Below are 20,103 nucleotides of genomic sequence, written 5' to 3'. Positions count from 1 at the left end.
CCGTCGGAGTCTCTGCGCTTTTGGTACTGATCTTCAGCTTCTTTCCATGGATTGGCTTCACATTCAGGTATTTTGACGAAAAGTCAACGCTGAGGATTAACGGTTGGGGTCACGCTGCCGAAAGCGGCCCGGAATTCGAGGATGATCTCGGTAATTTTGATTTCGGCAATGTAGACCTCGGTGGCCTGTTTATGATTCTCGTTCTGGGGCTGCTGATTGGCGCAGCGGTGATGCTGTGGTTGAAGGCTCAGTCTCGCATTGCTGTTTTTATGACGATCGGTTCCGGAGCGCTTTTGCTGATCTGGGCCATCGTGACATTCGTCCAGTTCAACGGTTCAATCAAGAAAGTGCAAAGCGTCTATGACTTTTATCTGCAAGAGGAGGAAGAGATTGGTATGTCCTGGGTCAGCCTCGATGGTGGCCCTAAGTTCGGGATGTTAGCGGCTATTCTCCTTGCTTTGGCGATCATTGCCTTCGGCGTGTTTGTAATCGTTAAGTACGGCCAACAGCTAAATGCCACCGGTAGCAACGTTTCGAACCAGTTCAGCCAGCCACAAGGTCAGCCACAGACCCAGCCAGGCAACCAGTTTGGCCAGCCACAAGGTCAGCCACAGACCCAGCCGGGTAACCAGAATTCCTTCGGCCAGCCGGACAACCAGAACCCCTAAAAGTCCCAGTTTGCAGGGGGGGGATTCCTCGATTGGAGTCGCCGGTTTGGTAGCTGAATGTAATAATTAGTCGGTTAGTAAACCACGATTTTTCGCAGAAAGATTGAGAGCATTCATCATGAGCGACCCGAACCCCTACGGTCAGCCGGGGCAAGATTTCGGTGGCCCGAACCAACCAAATCAACCTAACCAGTCATTCCCCGCGCAGCAGCCGCAACAACCGCAGCAGTTCGGCTCGCAGAACCAGTACAATTCACAGGGGTCGAAGGGGCTGTCGCTGCAGTGGAACCGGATGAGTGCGATTGCCGTCGGAGTCTCTGCGCTTTTGGTACTGATTGTCAGTTTCTTTCCATGGGTTGGCTTCACAATCGGGATGGGTAATGAAGGATTAATCGTGAGGATTAACGGTTGGGGTCACGTTGCCGAAAGAGGCATAAGCGGCTCGGAATCCCTGGATGATACCGATTGGGATTTCGGCAACGTAGGCCTCGGTGTCCTGTTTATGATTCTCGTTCTGGGGGTGCTGATTGGCGCGGCGGTGATGTTGTGGTTGAAGGCTCAGTCTCGCATTGCTGTTTTTATGACGATCGGTTCCGGAGCGCTTTTGCTGATCTGGGTGATCGTGACATTCGTCCAGTTCAACGGTTCATTCAAGAAAGTGGAAAGCGATTTTGGTTGGCTTCGGCAAGAGGAGGACGAGATGCTTGAAGTGTTTGGTGACTACTTGGTCGGCCTCGATGGTGGCCCTAAGTTCGGGATATTCGTGGCTATTCTCCTTGCTTTGGCGATCATCGCCCTCGGCGTGATCGCGATCGTTAAGTACGGCCAACAGCTAAATGCCACCGGTAGCAACGTTTCGAACCAGTTTGGCCAGCCACAAGGTCAGCCACAGACCCAGCCCCAGCCGGGGAACCAGAACCCCTTTAACCAGCCAGGGCAGTAGCTAAATTGCCTCCCCTGACTAGAAGCGCGTAAAGCGCTTAATCAGGCCGTCCTCCAGAGCTTTCCAGCCCTTGGCTTCTTCGTCGAAAGGTGCAGACGGCTGCGCGTCCGACGGGGATCCCAGCATGTAGGCCAGGTAGTTCTGCAGTTTCGGATAGCTCAGCAGGATCTTGTTTACGCCGTCGTCTCCGGCCCAGTCTGCGGCATCCGCCAGCAGCTCGTAGGCCTGGCCCAGCTGGTCGGTATCCACCGCGTCGATGGATTCCGCGATATCGTCGCGCAGACCGGCGAAGGAGTACTGGTTCGAGTCGTGCACCGTGACCTCCAGCTCGCCAGCGTTCGCGGCACTGACAAGGTCGCCCCAAGTATCCAGCTCTTCGAGGTCGTGATCGTGGGCGTCAATAAGCCACCGCACCAGAGCCCGAGAGTTCGGGAAGGTATTGATCTCCCCGTGGCGCCCCAGGAAGCGCGGCTTGTCGCCGACGTAGCAGCGCAGGGTGTAAACGTACTGGCCGTTCAGGCTAACGCGGATCGGGTCGATGCCGGCTTCCGCCCAGATCGTCTTGTCGTAGGGATCGACGTCCTCGCCGTCCTTGGACTCCGCCGCTGCTGCCGCCTCGGCTTCCTTTTCCTTCTGGCGCTTGTCGCGGGCTTCCTTTGCCTCGTCGATCTTCTCCTGTGCCTTTTCTACCTTGTCCTCATCGACCTCGGGCTCGCTCAGGTGCTCCTCGACATCGTCGAGCATGCCCTTCCAACGATCCAGCACGGTGCGACCGACGCCCGACCACTCCTCCAGGCCATTCTGGGATTGGTAGTGGTCCGGTCCACGGCGGACGTTATCCAGAATGGAATACGAGTGGAACCAGTTGTTAACGCTCTTTAGCCCCAACACGTTGCCCATGGAGCGCAGAAGATCGAAGCCACGGGCGACAGCCGTCGTCGATTCATAGCCGGGGCGCTGAGCCAACTTGCGGGGAACCTCGATCAGGTTGATCTTGCCGGCGCGGGAAGGGACGACATTCGTCGGCAGGTCAGCCTTGAACTGCGACCACTTCGGGTGCTCGGCCAGCTCATTGCGGCCGCCGTCCTCTAGGAAGGCCAGCAATTTGGCTGGGGACTCAAAGACGAAAATGTCATCGTCGTCGCCCAGGAAGCCCTGCCAGCGTTCCCCCTTAACCAGCCAGTTCGGAGCCCACAGGGTGTACCAGGTGCCACTGACGGTCTCTACCTCTACGGCGACGATGCCGTTTCCATATGTCCTCATGCCATTATCTGCTGCCATGGCTAGGCATTCTACTAGGTTAGTCCGACGACTGTTCAGGTCGTCTGGTGCGTAGCTCGTTCGTCAACACAGCCGGCACCGTTTTCGGCATTTCTCCTAGAAACTGCGCCGCCAGATATTCGCGGGGCGGGGGAGTGCTGACGATGCGCGCCAAACCACTGCCATGGGAAGGTCCGTTGATCAGTGACATGTTCTTTGCTCCTTATGTTTTAGTCGGTCTCAGTCAGTACTAGTTAGTCTCAGGCAGCCGTCGGTCGGTAAAAGCCCTTGAAAGCCATTCCGCTGTTTTCCTGCCGGATTGGGCTGATTTGCACCGGATCTCCAGCCTCGATCATGTGCTGGGAATCCACCACCATTGCTACGTGTCCATCCCATACAGCCAGGTCGCCCGCCTGCACCGCCGAACGTGCGATCTGTGGTCCTACCGCTTGCTCGTTGGAGGTGCGGGGTAGATCCACCCCTGCCTGCTGATAAGCCCACTGCACCAGCCCGCTGCAGTCCAGCCCTTTGCCCGGCACTGTTCCGCCCCACTGGTACGGCGTGCCCAGCGCAGTCTTCGCCGCCGCCACCGCAGCAGACGCCTGGGAGGTGGGGGCAGAAGCCGGGGCTTTGGCCTCGTACGCTGCAGGGGTCATCTCCGGAACCGTATCCGGGTTCCGCACAGGCAGACGCTCTGGAATCTGCTCCCGCTTCACCTTGTTCACGTCTGCCGTAAGCCCTCGCAGTTCGTCCTCCAAGGTATGCATGCGATCCTCGGCCCGCCCTATGTGCCGCAGCACCACGGGAAACGCAGCCCCCAGGGCGTTGACCCACCCCATTGGTCCCGCAGCACCGCTGCCCGCGACCGCCTGGCCAACCTCCCGCACACAGTCGTTCAGAATCCCGCCCAGATCCTTGATAGCCCGCCCGACGGCCTGTGCAGCCTGGCCCGCCAACTTGTCTAATGCCCCACCTGCTCCCAGCGCCGTCGAGACCGCCTTGGCCACCGAATCCAGGGAATTGTGCACGTTCCCGCCACCGCGTCCCTGCAGGGCAGCAGCCGCGAGGTTCCCCAGCCCCTCCAGCCCACTGACCCCGGCCGCACTGGCACTTGCACCCGGACTAAAAGGGGAGGGAATCGCCGCAACGAGGGGCGCGACCAGCCCCGCAATATCCAACATCTCAGACCTCCATCAGCCCGCCGAAGGCTTTGGAAAATGTACTTTCATGTCCGTCGAGTACGCGATCTATGCTGGCCAGCGCGAATGTGGCGTCATTAAAATAGCTATCCGCATCCCGCAGCAACCCCTCGTGGGCGTCCCGCGCCGCAGTCAGCGCGCGCAGAAAATCCCCCAATGCTGGGGGCGCTACCGCCCCCAGGGTGCCGTGCAGCGCCGTAGTGCGGCCCTGCAGCGACGTACCCACGGCTTCGGTGCGCCCCTTCAACAACCCCACCAGCTCCGGATCGGCCCGCAACGTATCGCCCATACCCTCGTCCCCCTGAGGCATAGAAACCCTCCCCAAATAATCGCTCAGAACAGTTAGACTCAGTAGCGCATCAAAAGGTTCAATCGGGGATCAACTAATGTGGGGAACCATGGAAATTCAGGTGGTCAATCATCCGCTCGTCGCCTCTCGCCTCAGCATCATGCGCGACAAGAAAACCAACAACGCACAGTTCCGTGCCGCACTGTCTGACCTGGGCGCCATGCTGATCTACGAAGCCTCGGCTGATCTGATGGTCGAGAACTTCGAGGTAGAAACCCCCGTCGCTACAGCCACGGGCGCGCGACTGGAAAAGCCCCCGATCATCGTGCCCGTCATCCGCGCAGGCCTAGGCATGATCGACCCGGCGCTGTCCATGATCCCCGACGCGCAGGTCGGATTCATCGGCATGGCTCGCGACGAAACCACGCACGAGCCCGTGCCCTACTTGGAGGCTCTGCCCCAGGACCTGCGCGACCAGCCGGTGTTCCTGGTCGACCCGATGCTGGCCACCGGCGGCTCGCTGCTGCACGCCATCCGCCTGCTGGAGGATCGCGGCGCCAACGACATCACCTGCGTGTGCATGGTCTCTGCGCAGCCGGGCGTGGATGCCCTGCTCACGGCCAAGGTCGGTGTGCGCAAGCTCGTTACCGCAACGATCGACCCCGACCTGAACGAGGCCGCCTATATCGTCCCGGGCCTGGGCGATGCCGGCGACCGCCTATACGGCCCCCGAAACATCGACCTGTAGGCGCTCCAACAGCGCCTCCACGGCCTGCGCGTCGGCCCCCGGCTCCGCGCTGACCTCCAGGTAGAACTTCGCCTTCGGCTCCGTGCCCGAGGCCCTGGCGACCACGCGCGCTGCCAAGTCCGCCGAGTGTCCGACCAGCCGCACGCCGTCGGTGCGATTGCCGGCGGAATCCTCAATCGGTCCGGCCTGCACAGCCACGCCCGCCAGCTCCGCCGGTGGGTTCTTCGCCCAGCGCGCAATCAGCTCGCCTGCTTGCTCTGCACTGTCGAATCGCGCGCTGACCTGCGCAGTTCTAAACACTCCATAGGTTGCTTCGATGTCGTCCAGCTCTGCGCCCAGGTCCGCCTCGGCCGCCCAGGCCGCCGCGATCAGCGCCGTTGCAATGCCGTCCTTGTCCGCCACGATGTGCGGCGCCGGTGCCGTGCCGATCGCTTCCTCATAGGCAAAGGCCAGTTCGCCGGGCCGACCATGAGCCGCCCGCGCAAGGTTCTTAAAGCCCGTCAGCGTCTCCACGTAGTCCCAACCCTCGGCGCGTGCCATGCGCCCGAGCAGCTGCGAACTCACCACCGTCGTTGCCACTACCGGTTTGTTCCTTGTGGACGCCCCTACGCCCGCCAACACCCGGCGCGCCAGCAAGGGGCCGGCCTCGTCCCCGCGCAGCATGCGGTAGTCACCATCGGCGCGCTTCAATCCCAGCATGCAGCGGTCGGCGTCTGGATCCAGGGCAATCAGCAGGTCCGCGTCGATGGCGCGTGCTTCTTCCAACAGCGCGTCGGTCGCGCCGGGCTCCTCCGGGTTGGGGAACTCCACGGTCGGGAAGTTGGGATCCGGCCAGCGCTGCGAGGCGACTGTGTGGACGTTGCCGAAGCCGTTCTCCCGCAGCGCCCACTCCATAGCGTTGCCGCCCACGCCGTGCAGAGGCGTGTACAGGATCTTCAGCTTGCGGCGTGGCGCCAGCTCGTCCTGGCGACCGGTCGCCACCAGCTTGCTGAGATCGGAGACATAGCCGGAGACGGCTGACAGGTCCACGGATTTTGCCTCGGAACGGGGGATCGCGGCCGCGTCGGTGGGCTGGGCTGCAATGTGCTCTTCGATTTGGCGGTCGGCGGGGGAGACCAGCTGCGAGCCGCCGTCCAGGTACAGCTTGTAGCCATTGTCCTGTGCCGGGTTGTGCGAGGCCGTGATCTGCACGCCCACATCCATCCTCCGGGAGCGCACCAGCCACGCCAGTACTGGGGTGGGGGCTGGCTCCGCGATGAGGGTGACCTCGAAGCCCGCGCCGGCGAAGGTTTCCGCGGTGGCGCGCGCCAGGGCGTGGGAGCCGTAGCGGGCGTCATAACCAACGGCTGCACGAAAGACCCCGTCGGCGCGTAAGGGGCGCTTCCGCTCCTTGAGCCACGCGGCCACACCAGCGGTGGCGCGGGTGGCGGTGGCCACGTTCATCTCGTTGTCGCCGGGGCCGACCTTTGCGCGCAGCCCGGCGGTGCCGAACTTCAGTTCGCTCATAGGCTGTTCACCAGCTCGCCCAGCAGCTTTCCCATGTCGCTGGCGGCATCCTTACCTGCTTGCAGAACTTCCTCGTGGTTCAGCGCTTCCCCGGTCATGCCGGCGGCCAGGTTCGTGACCAGCGAGATTCCCAGCACCTCTACTCCGGCCTCTCGTGCGGCGATGGTCTCGTACACCGTGGACATGCCAACCAGCCCGGCGCCCAGGGTGCGCAGCATGTGGATCTCTGCAGGGGTTTCGTACTGCGGGCCGGGCATCATCGCGTACACGGCTTCGCGCATGCCGGGGCGCAGCTGCTGCACCTTCGCGCGGAGCTCGGGACTGTAGGCATCCACCAGGTTGACGAAGTTCGCTCCTGTCAGGGGAGTCTTCGCGGTGAAGTTAATGTGGTCGGCGATCAGCACCGGCTCTCCCACGCGCATGCCCTCGGTCAGGCCGCCAGCGGCGTTGGTCAGAACTACCGTCTTCACGCCCGCCGCAGCGGCGGTGCGTACAGCGTGGGCGGTGCGCCACAACTCGTGCCCCTCGTAGGCGTGGGTGCGTCCCAACAGCACCAGTACGTTGCGGCCGCCGATCTTTCCGCTGCGCACCGTCCCGCCGTGACCTTCCGCGGTGGGGGCCAGGAAGCCCGGCAGCTCCGCCATCGGGAATTCCTGTAGGTCCTCCGCGCCTTCGCACAGCACGTCGGCTGCGGGGCGCCAACCGGAACCGAGCACCACCGCGCAGTCGTAGGAGTCCAGCCCCGTACGCTCCTTCAATGCCTCCGCAGCGTCCACAGCCAGTTGATAAGGGTCTTGGTATGCAGTCATGCCAATCAAGAGTACCGCAGGCGCTAGACTGAATAAGTCAGTCGAAGGAAGGGACGTGAGTAGGCAAGTGCAAGACGGCACACAAGAACACAGCGCACACTCTGTTGCCAAGTTCGTGCAGAACTGGACGCGGGACAATGTCCAGAGAGTTGTGGACTGGCGCCGTCACCTGCACCGCAACCCCGAGCTTTCCCACATGGAAACGGAGACCACGCGCTTCCTCACCCAGGAACTAGAGCGCGCCGGGTTGCAGCCCGTTGCCTTGCCTTCCACGGGGCTCATCGCGGACATCGGTCCGGTCGGCGCTCCGCGCATCGCCTTCCGCGGGGATATAGACGCGCTGCCGCTGCAGGAGGTTACGGGGCTGGACTTCGCCTCCGAGAACCCCGGGGTCATGCACGCCTGCGGTCACGACATCCACACCACGGTCGTGCTGGGGTTGGCCGTCGCCCTTGCCGAGTTTGTTGACGCCCACGGCGAGGATGCCCTGGGAATCCAGGTGCGCTTCATCTTCCAGCCCGCCGAGGAAGTCATGGACGGTGGCGCGGTGGACGTGATCGAGGCAGGCGCGCTGAACGGCGTGTCCCGGATCTTCGCCCTCCACTGCGAGCCGAAGCTGCGCGCAGGTGAGATTGGCGTGCGCACTGGTGCTATCACCTCTGCCAGCGACGTAGTGGAGATCATCCTGCGCGGCCACGGTGGGCACACCTCCCGGCCGCACCTGGCGGCGGATCTGGTGTACACCGCGGGGCTGATTGCCTCGCAGCTGCCGGGATTGCTGTCGCGCACCGTCGATCCGCGCACCGGCACCGTGTTGACCTTCGGTGCGATCAACGGTGGCTCGACATTCAACGCAATGCCCCAGGAAGTACGCCTGCTGGGTACGTTCCGCACGGCCGAGGTTGGAGTGTGGCGTCGTGGTGAAGAAACGTTGCGTGAACTGCTAGAGCACCTGGTGGCACCTACCGGGGCGCAGCTCGAGATGCGCTACACCAAGGGCGTGCCGCCGGTGATGAACGACGACGTGTCCACCGCCGCGCTGGCGCAGGCCGTCAACGACGTGGACCCGAACGCCCTCAAGGAGGCCCCGCAGTCCACTGGTGGCGAGGACTTCAGCTGGTACCTGGAGCACGTTCCGGGCTCCATGGCGCGACTGGGCGCGTGGAATGGCAAGGGGGAGCGGCCTGACCTGCACCAGCCGGACATCATCTTCGACGAGCGGGCCCTGGGCATCGGCATCCGGCTGTTCGCCGGGGTTATTGACCAGTTCCGTTAATGCGCTTCTGCGCGAACTTCATCGCGCTGCTGGTTAGCTGGTGGGTGCGCTGCTTGCGTTCGAACTTCCACTGGGCCTGCTGGGCGCGCTGCTGCATCTTCAGCTCCCGGAAGCGTTGGCGCTCTAGCTGCTTCGGACTGGGATCGTACCAGTTTTGCGGGCCGACCTTCATGACGTAGAGCATAACGAAGACAGCCGGGATGAACAGCAAAAGTATGGCGGAGTGCTCCCACATGCTATTGAGAAGCATGGCTAGGGCGCTGCTGCCGATCACGGTGCTGAGCAGCAGGCCGAGGCGGACATTGCGGCCGCTACGGTACAGGCGGTCGATTTCGCGGGCAGAGTAGTAGGGAACCAGCTCTCGGGAGGCCTCCAGCTTGGGAAGGTCGGAAAAGATCTGCTCCAGTTCGCCTTCGGATACTGCGGCGGTGGCCTGCTGCACGCGCTCCTCGTACTCCGTCATGGTGAGGCGACCGTCGGCAAAGTGCTCTCCGAGGGTGCTGATCGCGTTACTGCGGTCGACGTCGGAGATGCGGATGTGCCTACGAGACGGTTCGTTCATACACCTAACCGTATCACTAGCGGGCTAGCCGTCGAACCAGTCGAAAGTGCGCTCTACTGCGCGCTTCCATTTCGCGTACGCAACTTCGCGCTCCTGTGGGTCGCCTGCGGGGAAGTAGGTCTTTTCCTCCTGCCACAACGACTTAAGCTCTTCGAGGTCTTGGAAGAAGCCTACCGCCAGGCCGGCGGCGTAGGCCGCGCCGAGGGCGGTGGTCTCCGATACCTCCGGAACGGTCACGGGTACTTCCAGCTGGTCGGCCTGGAACTGCATCAATAGCGAGTTCACGACCATGCCGCCGTCGACCCGCAGGTTCTTCAGATCCACCTTGGAATCCGCGTTCATGGCCTCGACTACCTCGCGGGTCTGGAAGGCGGTGGCCTCCAGGGCGGCGCGGGCGATGTGCGCCTTGGTCACGTAGCGCGTCAGGCCGGCAATGACGCCGCGGGCATCGGGGCGCCAGTGCGGGGCAAGCAGGCCGCTGAAGGCAGGCACGATGTAGCAGCCGCCGTTATCCCCCACGCTGCGTGCCAGCGGTTCGATGTCGTCGGCAGTGTCGAAGAAGCCCAGGTTATCCCGCAGCCACTGCACCAGCGAGCCGGTCACGGCGATGGAACCCTCCAAGGCGTACACCGCAGGCTGGTTGCCCAGCCGGTAGGCGACGGTGGTGATCAATCCGTGCTCGGACCACTGCGGTTCGGTGCCGGTGTTGAGCAGCAGGAAGTTGCCGGTGCCGTAGGTGTTTTTGGCCTCGCCCTGGCTAAAACACACCTGGCCGAAGGCGGCGGCCTGCTGGTCGCCGAGGATGCCGGCGATCGGCACGCCCTGGACTGGCCCGCTGCGGCGCACCTTGCCGATCACCTCGGAGGAACTCACGATTTCCGGCAGCATGGACTGGGGAATGCCTAGCATCTCGCACAGTTCCGGATCCCACGTCTGTGTCCGCAGATCCATCAGCATCGTGCGGGAGGCGTTAGTCACGTCGGTGACGTGCCGGGCATGACCGGCACGCCCCGCTTTGGACTTCTTGTGGGAGCGGCGGGTGAGTTCCCAGACGAGCCATGAGTCAATGGTGCCGAAGGCCAGCTCCCCGCGTTCGGCCTTTTCGCGGGCGCCGTCGACGTTATCCAGGATCCACCGGATTTTCGGCCCGGCGAAGTAGGTAGAGGCGTTGAGCCCGGTGCGCTCGGAGATCATGGCCTTCTGCTCTTCGCTGAGGGCATTGACAATCTCGTCGGTGCGCGTGTCCTGCCAGACGATTGCGTTGTAGATGGGCTTGCCGGTGGTGCGATCCCACACGACGGTGGTTTCGCGCTGATTGGTGATGCCCACCGCGGCGATTTCTTCCACCGGTATGTCGCTGGATGCTGCGGCGTCCGCCATGACACGCCGCATGTTGCGCCGGATCTCTTCCGGGTCGTGTTCTACCCAGCCTGGCCGCGGGAAGATCTGCCGATGCTCCATCTGGCTGGTGCTCGCGATCTTTCCATGGGCATCGAAGATGATGCAGCGGGTAGAGGTAGTCCCCTGATCGAGCGCCAGCACATAGCCCCGTTTGGAGCTTTTCCACTTTGCCAAGGTTCCGGTGAGCTGATTCGTGAGGTTCTCTACCACTTAGTCTTCTGTGTTCTCGGTGTACTCGGCGGCTTCGTCCAGGTCGGCGTCTTCGTCCAGGTCTGCGTCGGTATTCTCCGCGTCCTCAGCCGGAGCCTTCTTACGCTGGCTCGCAAACGCCGCCAGAATCAGTATGGCCACGCCGGCGGCGCCGCACAGCATGGTTACCCAGCGCAGCGCCTGCAGGGTGCCGGAGGAGTACTTGGAGATGTAGATGGTGCCCGCGTCGCAGGTGTACTTGACCTTCGAGACGTCCTCGGTGAACTTGATGGAGGTGTACACGCCCTTGTTCTTGGTCAGTGGTAGCGATACATCGGAGATCTCCAGATCATCCGCATTGAATTTCAGCTCCGCCGTCTCGATGCGGTCGGTCATTTCCTTGCCGCTCTCGTCGACCAGGCTGCACTGTCGGGCGTTCAGCGCATCTTCGTCGGCCAGCAGGAAGTACTCTTTGCCTGCCTTAACGTCGTAGCCCTTTCCGAAGTCTTTGACCCCCACCAGGGAGACGATGGCGGTGATCAGCGCGACGATCAGCAGACCGAGCCCCAGGAAGAGCATGCTCTTCGAGGTTTTCTTCTGCTCGGGGGCGTTGTCGACATTGCGGTGCGTCATAGTGGCTACCTTCTTTTTTCGATTATTTATTCTGCGACATTATCAGTAGAGCTGTCGTCCTTCAGCTCCATTAGTGCTTGATTCTTTGTGACGCCATCGCCGTTTCCGACGCTCAGCGACTCAACCACACCGGCCTTGTGCGCCTTGACGGCGTTCTCCATCTTCATGGCTTCGAGCACCAGCAAGACATCGCCCTCTGCCACCTGGTCGCCTTCGGAGACTTCTACCTTGATGACAGTGCCCTGCATTGGGGAGGCCACCGTGTCGCCGGTGATTGCGATGTCCGCGGCGTTGGCGCGGCGCTTCTTGGCGCGGCTAACCGAGCCCCGACCGGCCAGGATTTCGCCCGGCACCATGACCTCTACGCGTCGGCCGTCGACCTCGACGACCAGCTTCTCCTTCGGCAGCGCCCCTTCGGCGGGTGCCGTGAGAGGCTCCTCGTAGGCGGGCAGCTGGTTGTCCCATTCCTCTTCGATCCAGCGCGTGTACACGCGGTAATCGCCGTCTTCGGCGACGAAGGCGGGGTCGTTCAGTGCAGCCAGGTGGAAGGGGATCACGGTCGGGATGCCTTCAACGAGGTACTCCTCCAGGGCCCGTCGCGAGCGCTGGATCGCCTCGGTGCGATCTGCGCCGGTGACGATGAGCTTGGCCAGCATAGAGTCGAACTGCCCGCCGACGACCGCGCCGGTTTCAATGCCGGAATCCATGCGTACGCCGGGGCCGGTGGGCTCCCGGTAGGTCTGGATGCGCCCCGGTGCGGGCATGAAATTATTGGTCGGATCCTCGCCGTTGATGCGGTATTCGATCGAGTGGCCGTGGATCTCCGGATCCTCCGTGCGCGACAGCTCCTCACCGCGGGCGATGCGGAACTGCTCGCGCACCAGGTCCCAGCCGGTGACCTGCTCGGTCACAGGGTGCTCCACCTGCAGTCGGGTGTTGACCTCCAGGAAGCTGATCAGCCCGTCGGACCCCACCAGGTACTCCACCGTGCCCGCACCGTAGTAGCCGGCCTCGCGGCAGATGGCCTTTGCAGACGAGTAGATGCGCTCGTTCTGCTCGTCGCTGAGGAACGGCGCTGGGGCTTCCTCGATCAGTTTCTGGAAGCGCCGCTGGGCGGAGCAATCGCGGGTGGAGGCGACCACGACGTTGCCGTGCTTATCGGCCACCACCTGCGCCTCGACGTGGCGGGCGCGATCCAGGTAACGCTCCACGAAGCACTCGCCACGGCCGAAAGCGGTGATGGCTTCACGAGTTGCAGACTCGAAGAGGCCGGGGATCTCGTCCATCGTGTAGGCGACCTTCATGCCACGTCCACCGCCGCCGAATGCGGCCTTGATGGCAATCGGAAGTCCGTGGCGCTCCGCGAAGGCGGTGACCTCTGCGGCATCCGCGACGGGTTCCTTAGTTCCCGGAGTCATAGGGGCGTCAACAATAAGAGCAATATTGCGCGCCGTGACCTTGTCTCCGAGCTTGCGGATGGCCTCCGGAGGCGGGCCGATCCAGTTCAGACCCGCATCGATGACTGCCTGGGCGAAATCGGCGTTCTCGGAGAGGAAGCCGTAGCCCGGGTGGACTGCGTCGGCGCCGGACTTCTTCGCGGCGGCGAGGATCTTGTCGATGTCCAGGTAGGTTTCCGCCGAGGTCTGGCCGTTCAGAGCCAGTGCCTCGTCGGCCATGCGTACAAAAGGCGCCTCCGCGTCCGGATCTGCATAAACGGCAACGGTAGCGATGCCCTCGTCGCGCGCAGCCCGGATGACGCGTACTGCAATCTCGCCACGATTGGCGATCAGTACCTTCGTCAAGGGGGCAGCGGTGCTGGAAGTCACGGGCAATCCTTTCGGGTCAATAGTTAGGGGTTAGTTAATGAGGCTACACTGCCCACTTAACCGCGCTCGATGGGCACGCGCATCATGTTTCCCCATTCGATCCACGAGCCATCGTAGACGCGCACGTCCTCCCATCCCAGCAGGAAACGCAGAACGAACCACTCCAGGGCTGCGCGGGCACCGTTGTTGCAGTAGACAACGGTGGGACGGGTGGGATCCAGGCCCAGGCCACTGTGGTTGGCCTCGATTGCCTCCGCGGAGCAGAAGCGGGAGTTAGCCAGCAGTGACGAATCGGCGCGGTGGTTAACGGCCCCCGGGACGTGGCCATTGCGGCGGATCGGGTAGCCGGGCAGGGTTACTTCGCCGGTGTACTCTTCGGCATCGCGCAGGTCGATGATCTGGCAGCCTTCGAACTTCGTGCGCAGCTCATCGACGAAGATGCGGTGGGTGTGATCGTTACGGCGGGAGGCCACGGGGTAGCCGGGCTGCTGCGGGATGTCATCGACGGCATAGGAGATTTCGCGTTCCTCCTGCATCCAGGCATCGCGTCCGCCATCCAAGATGCGCACGTCCGGGTGGCCGAAAAGCTCGAAGACCCATAGTGCGTAAACGGCCCACAGGTTGGCGTGGTCGCCGTAAAACACCACGGTGTCCTCCCGCGTGATGCCCAGGCGATCCATGAGTTCCTCGAACTCCTTGGAGCCAATAAGGTCGCGCCACACAGGGTCCGAGAGGTTTTCGTACCACTTGACACGTACGGCGGTAGGAATGTGACCAATATCGTAGAGCAGCGAATCCGCGTCCACCTCGACGACCTTCAGTCCGGGGGTTCCTAGCTTGGCGCCGAGCCAAGCGTTCGTGACCAGCTTGTTTGGGTGCGCGTACTGCTGGAGCTGAGGGCTGGGGTCGAATTCGATTCCCATAAATACCTGCCTTTCGATCGTTTGAAAGTCTAGCGCCTTATGAGGCGCCTTTCTTCCACTGCCGTGCGGGCCGAGTGGTCGTAGAATTGAAGGTGTTGGTCAGACAAGGCCACACGCACTGTATTTTTACTTCCAGAGCTAGGGGAAACCGTGCACAAGAACATTGTTGTCTTTGAGGTTCAGGGCGGAAACGACAAGGGTGAGGACGGCCACCGCCGCGACACGATGCCGATCGTCGAGGCTATCCGCGAGAAGGGCTGGGGTGCCGAGGTTGTCTACTTCGACCCGGAGAAGACCAACGAAATCTACGAAGACGTTGCCGCTAAGTACGACGCTTACATTTCCCGCGTCAACCCAGGCCACATTCCCGGTGGCGAAAAGGGCTACTTCGACATGCTGACCAAGCTGACGGAGGAAGCCGGCCTGGTTGGTATGTCCACCCCGGCCGAGATGATGGCCTACGGTGCGAAGGATGCGCTGGTGAAGCTGAACGACACCGATCTGGTGCCGGACGATACCGCTGCCTACTACGACGTCGATTCCTTCCACAAGACCTTCCCGACTTCCCTGTCGTACGGTGAGCGTGTGTTGAAGCAGAACCGTGGCTCCACCGGTTCGGGCATCTGGCGTGTGCAGCTGGAAGACAAGCAGCTGGCCGAAACCGTCGAGCCGGGTACGGCTCTGCCACTGGACACGAAGCTGAAGTGCACCGAGGCTGTCGACAACCACACCGAGGTTCGCGAGCTGGGCGAGTTCATGGACTTCTGCGACCAGTACATCGTGGGCGACAACGGCATGCTGGTGGACATGCGCTTCATGCCGCGCATCGTCGAGGGCGAGATCCGCATCCTGCTGGTCGGCCCGCACCCGGTGTTCGTGGTTCACAAGAAGCCGGCCGAGGGTGGCGATGCGTTCTCCGCAACCCTGTTCTCTGGCGCAAAGTACACCTACCAGAAGCCGGAGGAGTGGCAGGACCTGGTCGACATGTTCGCCGAGGCTCGCCCGGTTATTGCCGAGAAGCTGGGTGGCGACAACATCCCGCTGATCTGGACCGCCGACTTCATGCTGGCCGATGACGACGAGACTGGCGAGGACACCTACGTCCTGGGTGAGATCAACTGCTCCTGCGTGGGCTTCACCTCCGAGCTGGACATGGGTATCCAGCAGCTGGTGGCCGAAGAGGCCATTAAGCGTGTGGAGGCGAAGCACGCCTAGTTGCCTCTAGTACCCTACTTTCTTAGGGAGTATTAATTGCCCGTTAAGGAAGTAGGTAGTAGGTCAGATGGCAATTGTTTATGGAAAGAAGCGCCCCGGGCAGAGTGGGTGGGAAGACTTCGAAGCCTCCGTGGATGCGTTCCTGGAGGATGAGGTCGAAGGCTTCTCTGTTACATACGAAATGCGCCAGAACGCCTGGCAATACGACGGTGGCGAGTTGGAGCAGCGTGCGAATTTCAAAAGAAACCGCAAGCGGCTCCGTCGCATTGCGATGCTTGTGTGGGTCATCGGCGGCATCGTTGGCAGTTTGCTAGTGGTTGGCGAACAGGTTTATATCGGTGCCTGGCTGATACTGGCTTCCATAGCGGCGTTCTTCTATTTGATGTTCAGCTTCATTTTTTCCATGAACCGCAAGGTTGAGGGGAAAGATACCAGCAACCTCAAAGCCAACACCACTCTCGAGCAGTCTGTGGAAGACAGACGTAAGCAGGAAGCTCAGCGCCTTACCGCCATGGCGCGCCAGGGGTACATACAGCAGACTGGATTGCCGGCGGCTTTTCAGCGCGCCGCCCAGGGGTACAGGGCTGAGGAGCAGATTGGGTTGATGCTTGAGCAACGGCTTCCAGACCCGATCGAGATCGCCCACGACGTAATCATTCACCGCGATGGTCGCGACGGATTGACTAAGATCTTGGATGGTATGAGAGGGGTGGAGCAGCCCCTGATGTACGGAACCACCCCTACGGCGCGGAAGTTCGGCCTTGCCATGGGTATCTTTGGTGCGCTTGGGGAACTAACCGCCAGGAATGCTACGACGGCCAATGCGGACCACATTCTGTCCACGGCTGCGGGCCTTATCATGGTGGATACTAAACACTGGACGGGTGAGCTTAGTCTCGACTCGGCCGGTCAGTTTACCGCAGGTCCTAACCACCCGGGCAGTGAGTATCGAGAGAAGGCTGCGGATGTTACCCGGTTCGAGGCTTCGCGCATTAACCGTGGGGATGTATCCGTCATAATTCTCGCCGTTGTTGGCGGCAGTGTGCAGGATAAGTTTCTGCTGCAAGAAAGAGATGGTGAGGTTCCGATTGTTGCTGTCGAAGCGGAAGATGTGGCAGATACCATTATCAGGATTCACAACGACGGTCGGTTGCGCGCTCCGGTTTCCTTGAAGAGTGTGGAGTACAACTCTCCCGGCACGACGTGGTGATTCTTTAACCAGTACTGTTTTGCCCTTAAAAAATATTTGTTTAACTACATAACCCGTCGCGGGGCGTTAGAGTGAGGCGCATCACGTCCTCAATCTCCGAAAGGATCTAACCCCCGCGATGATTAACCACGACGTTCGCGTCCACCCCTCGGCCGACGACTTTCCGCAGGAAGAGCACCTCGCATGGAAGGTCGCGCAGGTCGCCGCCGACCCGGTCGAGGTGCCGCAAGACACCGCGGACATGGTGGTCAACCGCATCATCGATAACGCGGCCGTCGCCGCCGCCTCCCTCGTGCGCCGCCCCGTCACGTCGGCGCGCACCCAAGCGCTGTGCCACTCCGGTCCCAGCGCTGTTTTTGGTACGGACGCCACCGTCTCCCCCGAATGGGCCGCCTGGGCCAACGGGGTAGCGGTGCGCGAGCTGGATTTTCACGATACGTTCCTGGCCGCCGAGTACTCCCACCCAGGTGACAACATTCCCCCGATCCTGGCCGTAGCACAGGCGCGCGAGCTGGGCGGGCGCGATCTGATCCGCGGCATCGCCACCGGCTACGAGATCCAGGTGGACCTGGTCAAAGGCATTTCCCTGCACAAGCACAAGATTGACCACGTGGCGCACCTGGGGCCTTCCGCGGCCGCGGGCATCGGCACGCTGTTGCGCCTGGACCCGCAGGTGATCTACCAGGCAGTTGGTCAGGCACTGCACACCACTACGGCGACGCGCCAGTCCCGCAAGGGGCTCATCAGCTCGTGGAAGGCACACGCACCCGCCTTCGCCGGAAAGATGGCGGTGGAGGCCGTGGATCGAGCCATGCGCGGCGAGGGCGCCCCGGCTCCGATCTGGGAGGGCGAGGACGGCGTGATCGCTTGGCTGCTGGACGGCCCGGATGCCCACTACGTGGTGCCGCTGCCGGAGGCGGGGGAGCCGAAGCGGGCGATCCTGGATACCTACACCAAGGAGCACTCCGCGGAGTACCAGTCCCAGGCGCCGATCGACCTGGCTCGTCGTATGCGGGACAAGATCGGGGACCTCAGCCAGGTGGAAAGCATCGTGCTGCACACTAGCCACCACACCCACTACGTGATCGGCACCGGCTCGAACGATCCGCAGAAGTTCGACCCGAAGGCTTCGCGCGAAACGCTGGATCATTCCGTGATGTACATCTTCGCCGTAGCTCTGGAGGACGGCGAGTGGCACCACGAGCGCTCCTACGCCCCTGAGCGCGCTCAGCGCCCGGAGACCGTGGAGCTGTGGCACAAGATCTCCACCGTGGAGGATCCGGAGTGGACCCGCCGCTACCACTCCACCGATCCAGCCGAGAAGGCCTTCGGCTGCAAGGCGGTGGTCACTCTGCGCGACGGCACCGAGATTGTCGATGAGTTGGCCGTGGCCGACGCCCACCCGCTGGGCGCCCGCCCGTTCGGCCGCGCCGACTACATCAACAAGTTCCGCACCCTGGCCGAGGGCGTGGTGGACGAGGCCGAGCAGGATCGCTTCCTTGCTGTGGCCGAGGCCACCGCGGACCTGGCGCCCGGCGAGCTCGGCCAGCTGAACCTCGTGGTCAGCGACGATGTGCTGGCCCGCGCACCACAGATCCCCGGCGGTATTTTCTAAGAAAGGACCACTCACCATGACCGATCCAATCAAGGTTTCCAACGCTCCCTTCGACCGCGGACGTACCGACTTCACCACCCCGCGCGCCCAGTCCAGCAAGACCTCCAACGCCACCGGCACTGACAAGAACATCAACAAGGGTCTCAACGGCGTGGTGGTGGATACCTCGGCCGTCTCCAAGGTGAACCCCGAAACCAACTCCCTGACCTACCGGGGTTACCCCGTCGAGGAGCTGGCAGAACACTGCACTTTCGAGGACGTCGCCTACCTGCTGTGGAATGGCGAACTACCGGACTTCCGGGAGCTCGAGCAGTTCCGTCAGCGCGAGCGCGCCCTGCGCCCCATCGACCGCAGCATGCTGGACCTCATCAACTCTCTGCCGAAGACCGCCCACCCCATGGACGTGCTACGCACGGCGGTCAGCGTGTTCGGCACGGAGGACCTGAACTCGCACGACCGGAGCCCCGATGCGGTGCGCCGCACCGGGTTGACCCTGCTGGCCAAGCTGCCGACGATCATCGCCTATGACCTGCGCCGACGTAAGAACCTGGGGTACATCGCGCCGTCCCGCGACCGGGATATCGCGGAGAACTTCCTGTACATGTGCTTCGGCGACGGCGAGGACAGCCCCGCCAACAACCGTGACGACGTGGAGGCCTTCGACCAGTCCCTCACCCTGTACGCGGAGCATGGCTTCAATGCCTCCACCTTCACCGGCCGCGTGATCAGCTCCACCATGAGCGACGTCTACTCTGCCGTCACCGGCGCCATCGGCGCCCTCAAGGGTCCGCTGCATGGTGGCGCGAACGAGGCCGTGATGCACAACTTCCTGGCCGTCGAGGACCCGGCGGCCGCCGAGCAGTGGGTGCTGGACCAGTGTGACGCGAAGAACAAGATCATGGGCTTCGGCCACCGCGTGTACAAGAAGGGCGACTCGCGCGTGCCCACCATGGAGGCCGCCATGCGCCGCACTGCCGCCAACCACGACGGCCAGCGCTGGGTGGAGATGTACGACAACATGCAGAAGGCCATGGACCAGCGCACCGGCATCCAGCCGAACCTGGATTTCCCGGCGGGCCCGACCTACTACATGCTGGGCATCGACATCCCGTTCTTCACCCCGATCTTTGTCATGGCCCGCGTCGTCGGCTGGACCGCTCACATTGTGGAGCAGAACGCCGACAACGCCCTGATCCGCCCGCTATCCAGCTACGTCGGCCCGGAGCAGCGTGCCGTCAAGGCTGGCTAGCCCCAGAGGTCGGAGAAGTCGTATCCGAAGTGCGCCAGCCCCCGCCGTAGGGCGGGCAGCGATAACCCGATCACGGCCGACGGGTGCCCGTCGATGCTTTCGATGAACCACCCGCCGAGCGCCTCCAGGGTGAAGGCTCCGGCGCATTCCAGCGGCTCGCCGGTGGCCGCGTACGCCTCGATGGCGCGGTCGGACACGTCGGCGAACTGGATCTGTGTGGCGACAACCTCCTCGTAGATCTGCCCCGAGGCGGCGTCGATAAGAGCGTGCCCGGTGATCAGCTCCGCGCGTTTCCCGCGCTGCTGGCGCCACCGTCGCACCGTCTCTTCGCGCGTGTGTGGCTTGCCTTGCAGCTCGCCGTCGATGAGCAGCATGCTGTCGCCGCCCAGCACCAGCTCTCCCTCGACCGCCCGCGCCTTTGCGGTGGCCAGGTGCTGCACGTAGTCCGCCGGGGTAGGGTTCACGAGTCCCACCACGGCGGCTTCTTCGTCCACACCGGGGGAGACCTTGCGCGGGTACACTCCGGCGGCGTTCAATACCTTCTCGCGCGCGGGCGAGGTGCTAGCCAGCGTGAGCTGCATG

The 20,103-nt window shown here is 62.6% G+C and carries 20 protein-coding genes; 8 read left to right on the top strand and 12 right to left on the bottom strand.

Features of this window, described 5'->3' with window-relative positions; all coding sequences use genetic code 11:
• Positions 1–668: hypothetical protein (locus HMPREF2678_RS09370; protein ID WP_070552118.1), on the top strand; the 668-nt coding region annotated here is incomplete at its 5' end.
• 118 nt (positions 669–786) lie between these two features.
• Entirely contained in the window at positions 787–1,611 is an 825-nt protein-coding gene (locus tag HMPREF2678_RS09365) for a hypothetical protein (protein WP_070552116.1), read from the top strand.
• Between the two features lie 18 nt (positions 1,612–1,629).
• Here the strand turns inward: HMPREF2678_RS09365 and HMPREF2678_RS09360 are convergent, their stop codons facing one another.
• From HMPREF2678_RS09360 to HMPREF2678_RS09350, 4 genes are read right to left on the bottom strand one after another with little or no spacing between them, the layout of a single operon-like run.
• Positions 1,630–2,892, bottom strand: a complete 1,263-nt coding sequence (locus tag HMPREF2678_RS09360) for a hypothetical protein (RefSeq protein WP_034992046.1) — start codon at positions 2,890–2,892, stop codon at positions 1,630–1,632.
• A 19-nt stretch (positions 2,893–2,911) separates the two neighbouring features.
• On the bottom strand, positions 2,912–3,082 hold the full coding sequence (locus HMPREF2678_RS10405) for a hypothetical protein (RefSeq protein ID WP_168163094.1): 171 nt from the start codon (positions 3,080–3,082) through the stop codon (positions 2,912–2,914).
• A gap of 49 nt (positions 3,083–3,131) precedes the next feature.
• The gene (locus HMPREF2678_RS09355; RefSeq protein ID WP_070552114.1) at positions 3,132–4,052 is read right to left on the bottom strand and encodes a C40 family peptidase; all 921 of its coding nucleotides are present in this window, start codon (positions 4,050–4,052) and stop codon (positions 3,132–3,134) included.
• Position 4,053: 1 nt separating this feature from the next.
• Complete coding sequence (locus HMPREF2678_RS09350) at positions 4,054–4,380, bottom strand: hypothetical protein (protein ID WP_237743889.1); 327 nt, start codon at positions 4,378–4,380, stop codon at positions 4,054–4,056.
• 88 nt (positions 4,381–4,468) lie between these two features.
• Here HMPREF2678_RS09350 and upp point away from each other — a divergent pair, with 88 nt between their 5' ends.
• Positions 4,469–5,107 (top strand): uracil phosphoribosyltransferase, encoded by a 639-nt coding sequence (gene upp, locus HMPREF2678_RS09345; RefSeq protein WP_070552226.1) that lies wholly within the window; start codon positions 4,469–4,471, stop codon positions 5,105–5,107.
• On the opposite strand, the gene HMPREF2678_RS09340 is transcribed toward upp, so the two are convergent.
• Both HMPREF2678_RS09340 and HMPREF2678_RS09335 read right to left on the bottom strand, forming a co-directional pair.
• A complete protein-coding gene (locus HMPREF2678_RS09340) occupies positions 5,078–6,613 on the bottom strand; it encodes a phospho-sugar mutase (protein WP_070552112.1) in 1,536 nt (511 codons plus the stop codon). The two genes, upp and HMPREF2678_RS09340, sit on opposite strands and share 30 nt — an antisense overlap.
• The gene (locus HMPREF2678_RS09335; RefSeq protein ID WP_034979625.1) at positions 6,610–7,422 is read right to left on the bottom strand and encodes a purine-nucleoside phosphorylase; all 813 of its coding nucleotides are present in this window, start codon (positions 7,420–7,422) and stop codon (positions 6,610–6,612) included. Before HMPREF2678_RS09335 ends, HMPREF2678_RS09340 begins: the two co-directional genes overlap by 4 nt.
• 55 nt (positions 7,423–7,477) lie before the next feature.
• On the opposite strand from HMPREF2678_RS09335, the gene HMPREF2678_RS09330 reads away from it, so the two are divergent.
• The gene (locus HMPREF2678_RS09330) at positions 7,478–8,698 is read left to right on the top strand and encodes an amidohydrolase (RefSeq protein WP_070552110.1); all 1,221 of its coding nucleotides are present in this window, start codon (positions 7,478–7,480) and stop codon (positions 8,696–8,698) included.
• On the opposite strand, the gene HMPREF2678_RS09325 is transcribed toward HMPREF2678_RS09330, so the two are convergent.
• Genes HMPREF2678_RS09325 through HMPREF2678_RS09305 form a run of 5 tightly spaced genes read right to left on the bottom strand, consistent with a single transcriptional unit; the run spans position 8,679 to position 14,232 of the window.
• On the bottom strand, positions 8,679–9,260 hold the full coding sequence (locus HMPREF2678_RS09325) for a DUF1707 SHOCT-like domain-containing protein (protein ID WP_083303458.1): 582 nt from the start codon (positions 9,258–9,260) through the stop codon (positions 8,679–8,681). The two genes, HMPREF2678_RS09330 and HMPREF2678_RS09325, sit on opposite strands and share 20 nt — an antisense overlap.
• A gap of 24 nt (positions 9,261–9,284) precedes the next feature.
• Positions 9,285–10,871 (bottom strand): glycerol kinase GlpK, encoded by a 1,587-nt coding sequence (gene glpK, locus HMPREF2678_RS09320; protein ID WP_070552108.1) that lies wholly within the window; start codon positions 10,869–10,871, stop codon positions 9,285–9,287.
• A complete protein-coding gene (locus tag HMPREF2678_RS09315) occupies positions 10,872–11,483 on the bottom strand; it encodes a hypothetical protein (RefSeq protein ID WP_070552106.1) in 612 nt (203 codons plus the stop codon).
• Positions 11,484–11,509: 26 nt separating this feature from the next.
• A complete protein-coding gene (locus tag HMPREF2678_RS09310; protein WP_070552104.1) occupies positions 11,510–13,309 on the bottom strand; it encodes an acetyl/propionyl/methylcrotonyl-CoA carboxylase subunit alpha in 1,800 nt (599 codons plus the stop codon).
• A gap of 56 nt (positions 13,310–13,365) precedes the next feature.
• Complete coding sequence (locus HMPREF2678_RS09305) at positions 13,366–14,232, bottom strand: sulfurtransferase (RefSeq protein WP_070552101.1); 867 nt, start codon at positions 14,230–14,232, stop codon at positions 13,366–13,368.
• A 150-nt stretch (positions 14,233–14,382) separates the two neighbouring features.
• Here HMPREF2678_RS09305 and HMPREF2678_RS09300 point away from each other — a divergent pair, with 150 nt between their 5' ends.
• The 4 genes from HMPREF2678_RS09300 to HMPREF2678_RS09285 all read left to right on the top strand — a co-directional run bounded on the left by HMPREF2678_RS09300 (position 14,383) and on the right by HMPREF2678_RS09285 (position 19,521).
• Positions 14,383–15,447, top strand: a complete 1,065-nt coding sequence (locus HMPREF2678_RS09300; RefSeq protein ID WP_034979607.1) for a Cj0069 family protein — start codon at positions 14,383–14,385, stop codon at positions 15,445–15,447.
• Between the two features lie 67 nt (positions 15,448–15,514).
• Entirely contained in the window at positions 15,515–16,657 is a 1,143-nt protein-coding gene (locus tag HMPREF2678_RS09295) for an NERD domain-containing protein (protein WP_070552099.1), read from the top strand.
• A gap of 118 nt (positions 16,658–16,775) precedes the next feature.
• Positions 16,776–18,272: a 2-methylcitrate dehydratase PrpD gene (gene prpD / locus HMPREF2678_RS09290; protein ID WP_070552097.1), complete on the top strand. Its 1,497-nt coding sequence runs from the start codon at positions 16,776–16,778 to the stop codon at positions 18,270–18,272.
• A 16-nt stretch (positions 18,273–18,288) separates the two neighbouring features.
• Positions 18,289–19,521, top strand: a complete 1,233-nt coding sequence (locus HMPREF2678_RS09285; protein WP_034992017.1) for a bifunctional 2-methylcitrate synthase/citrate synthase — start codon at positions 18,289–18,291, stop codon at positions 19,519–19,521.
• On the opposite strand, the gene HMPREF2678_RS09280 is transcribed toward HMPREF2678_RS09285, so the two are convergent.
• Positions 19,518–20,102 (bottom strand): Maf family protein, encoded by a 585-nt coding sequence (locus tag HMPREF2678_RS09280; RefSeq protein WP_070552095.1) that lies wholly within the window; start codon positions 20,100–20,102, stop codon positions 19,518–19,520. The genes HMPREF2678_RS09285 and HMPREF2678_RS09280 overlap by 4 nt on opposite strands.
• Position 20,103 lies beyond the last annotated feature (1 nt).

It is taken from the genome of Corynebacterium sp. HMSC058E07 (assembly GCF_001809885.1).
In the GTDB taxonomy this organism is placed as follows: domain Bacteria; phylum Actinomycetota; class Actinomycetes; order Mycobacteriales; family Mycobacteriaceae; genus Corynebacterium; species Corynebacterium macclintockiae.
Note: the sequence above shows the minus strand (reverse complement) of the source record. Positions and strands in the feature narration are given on the sequence as shown.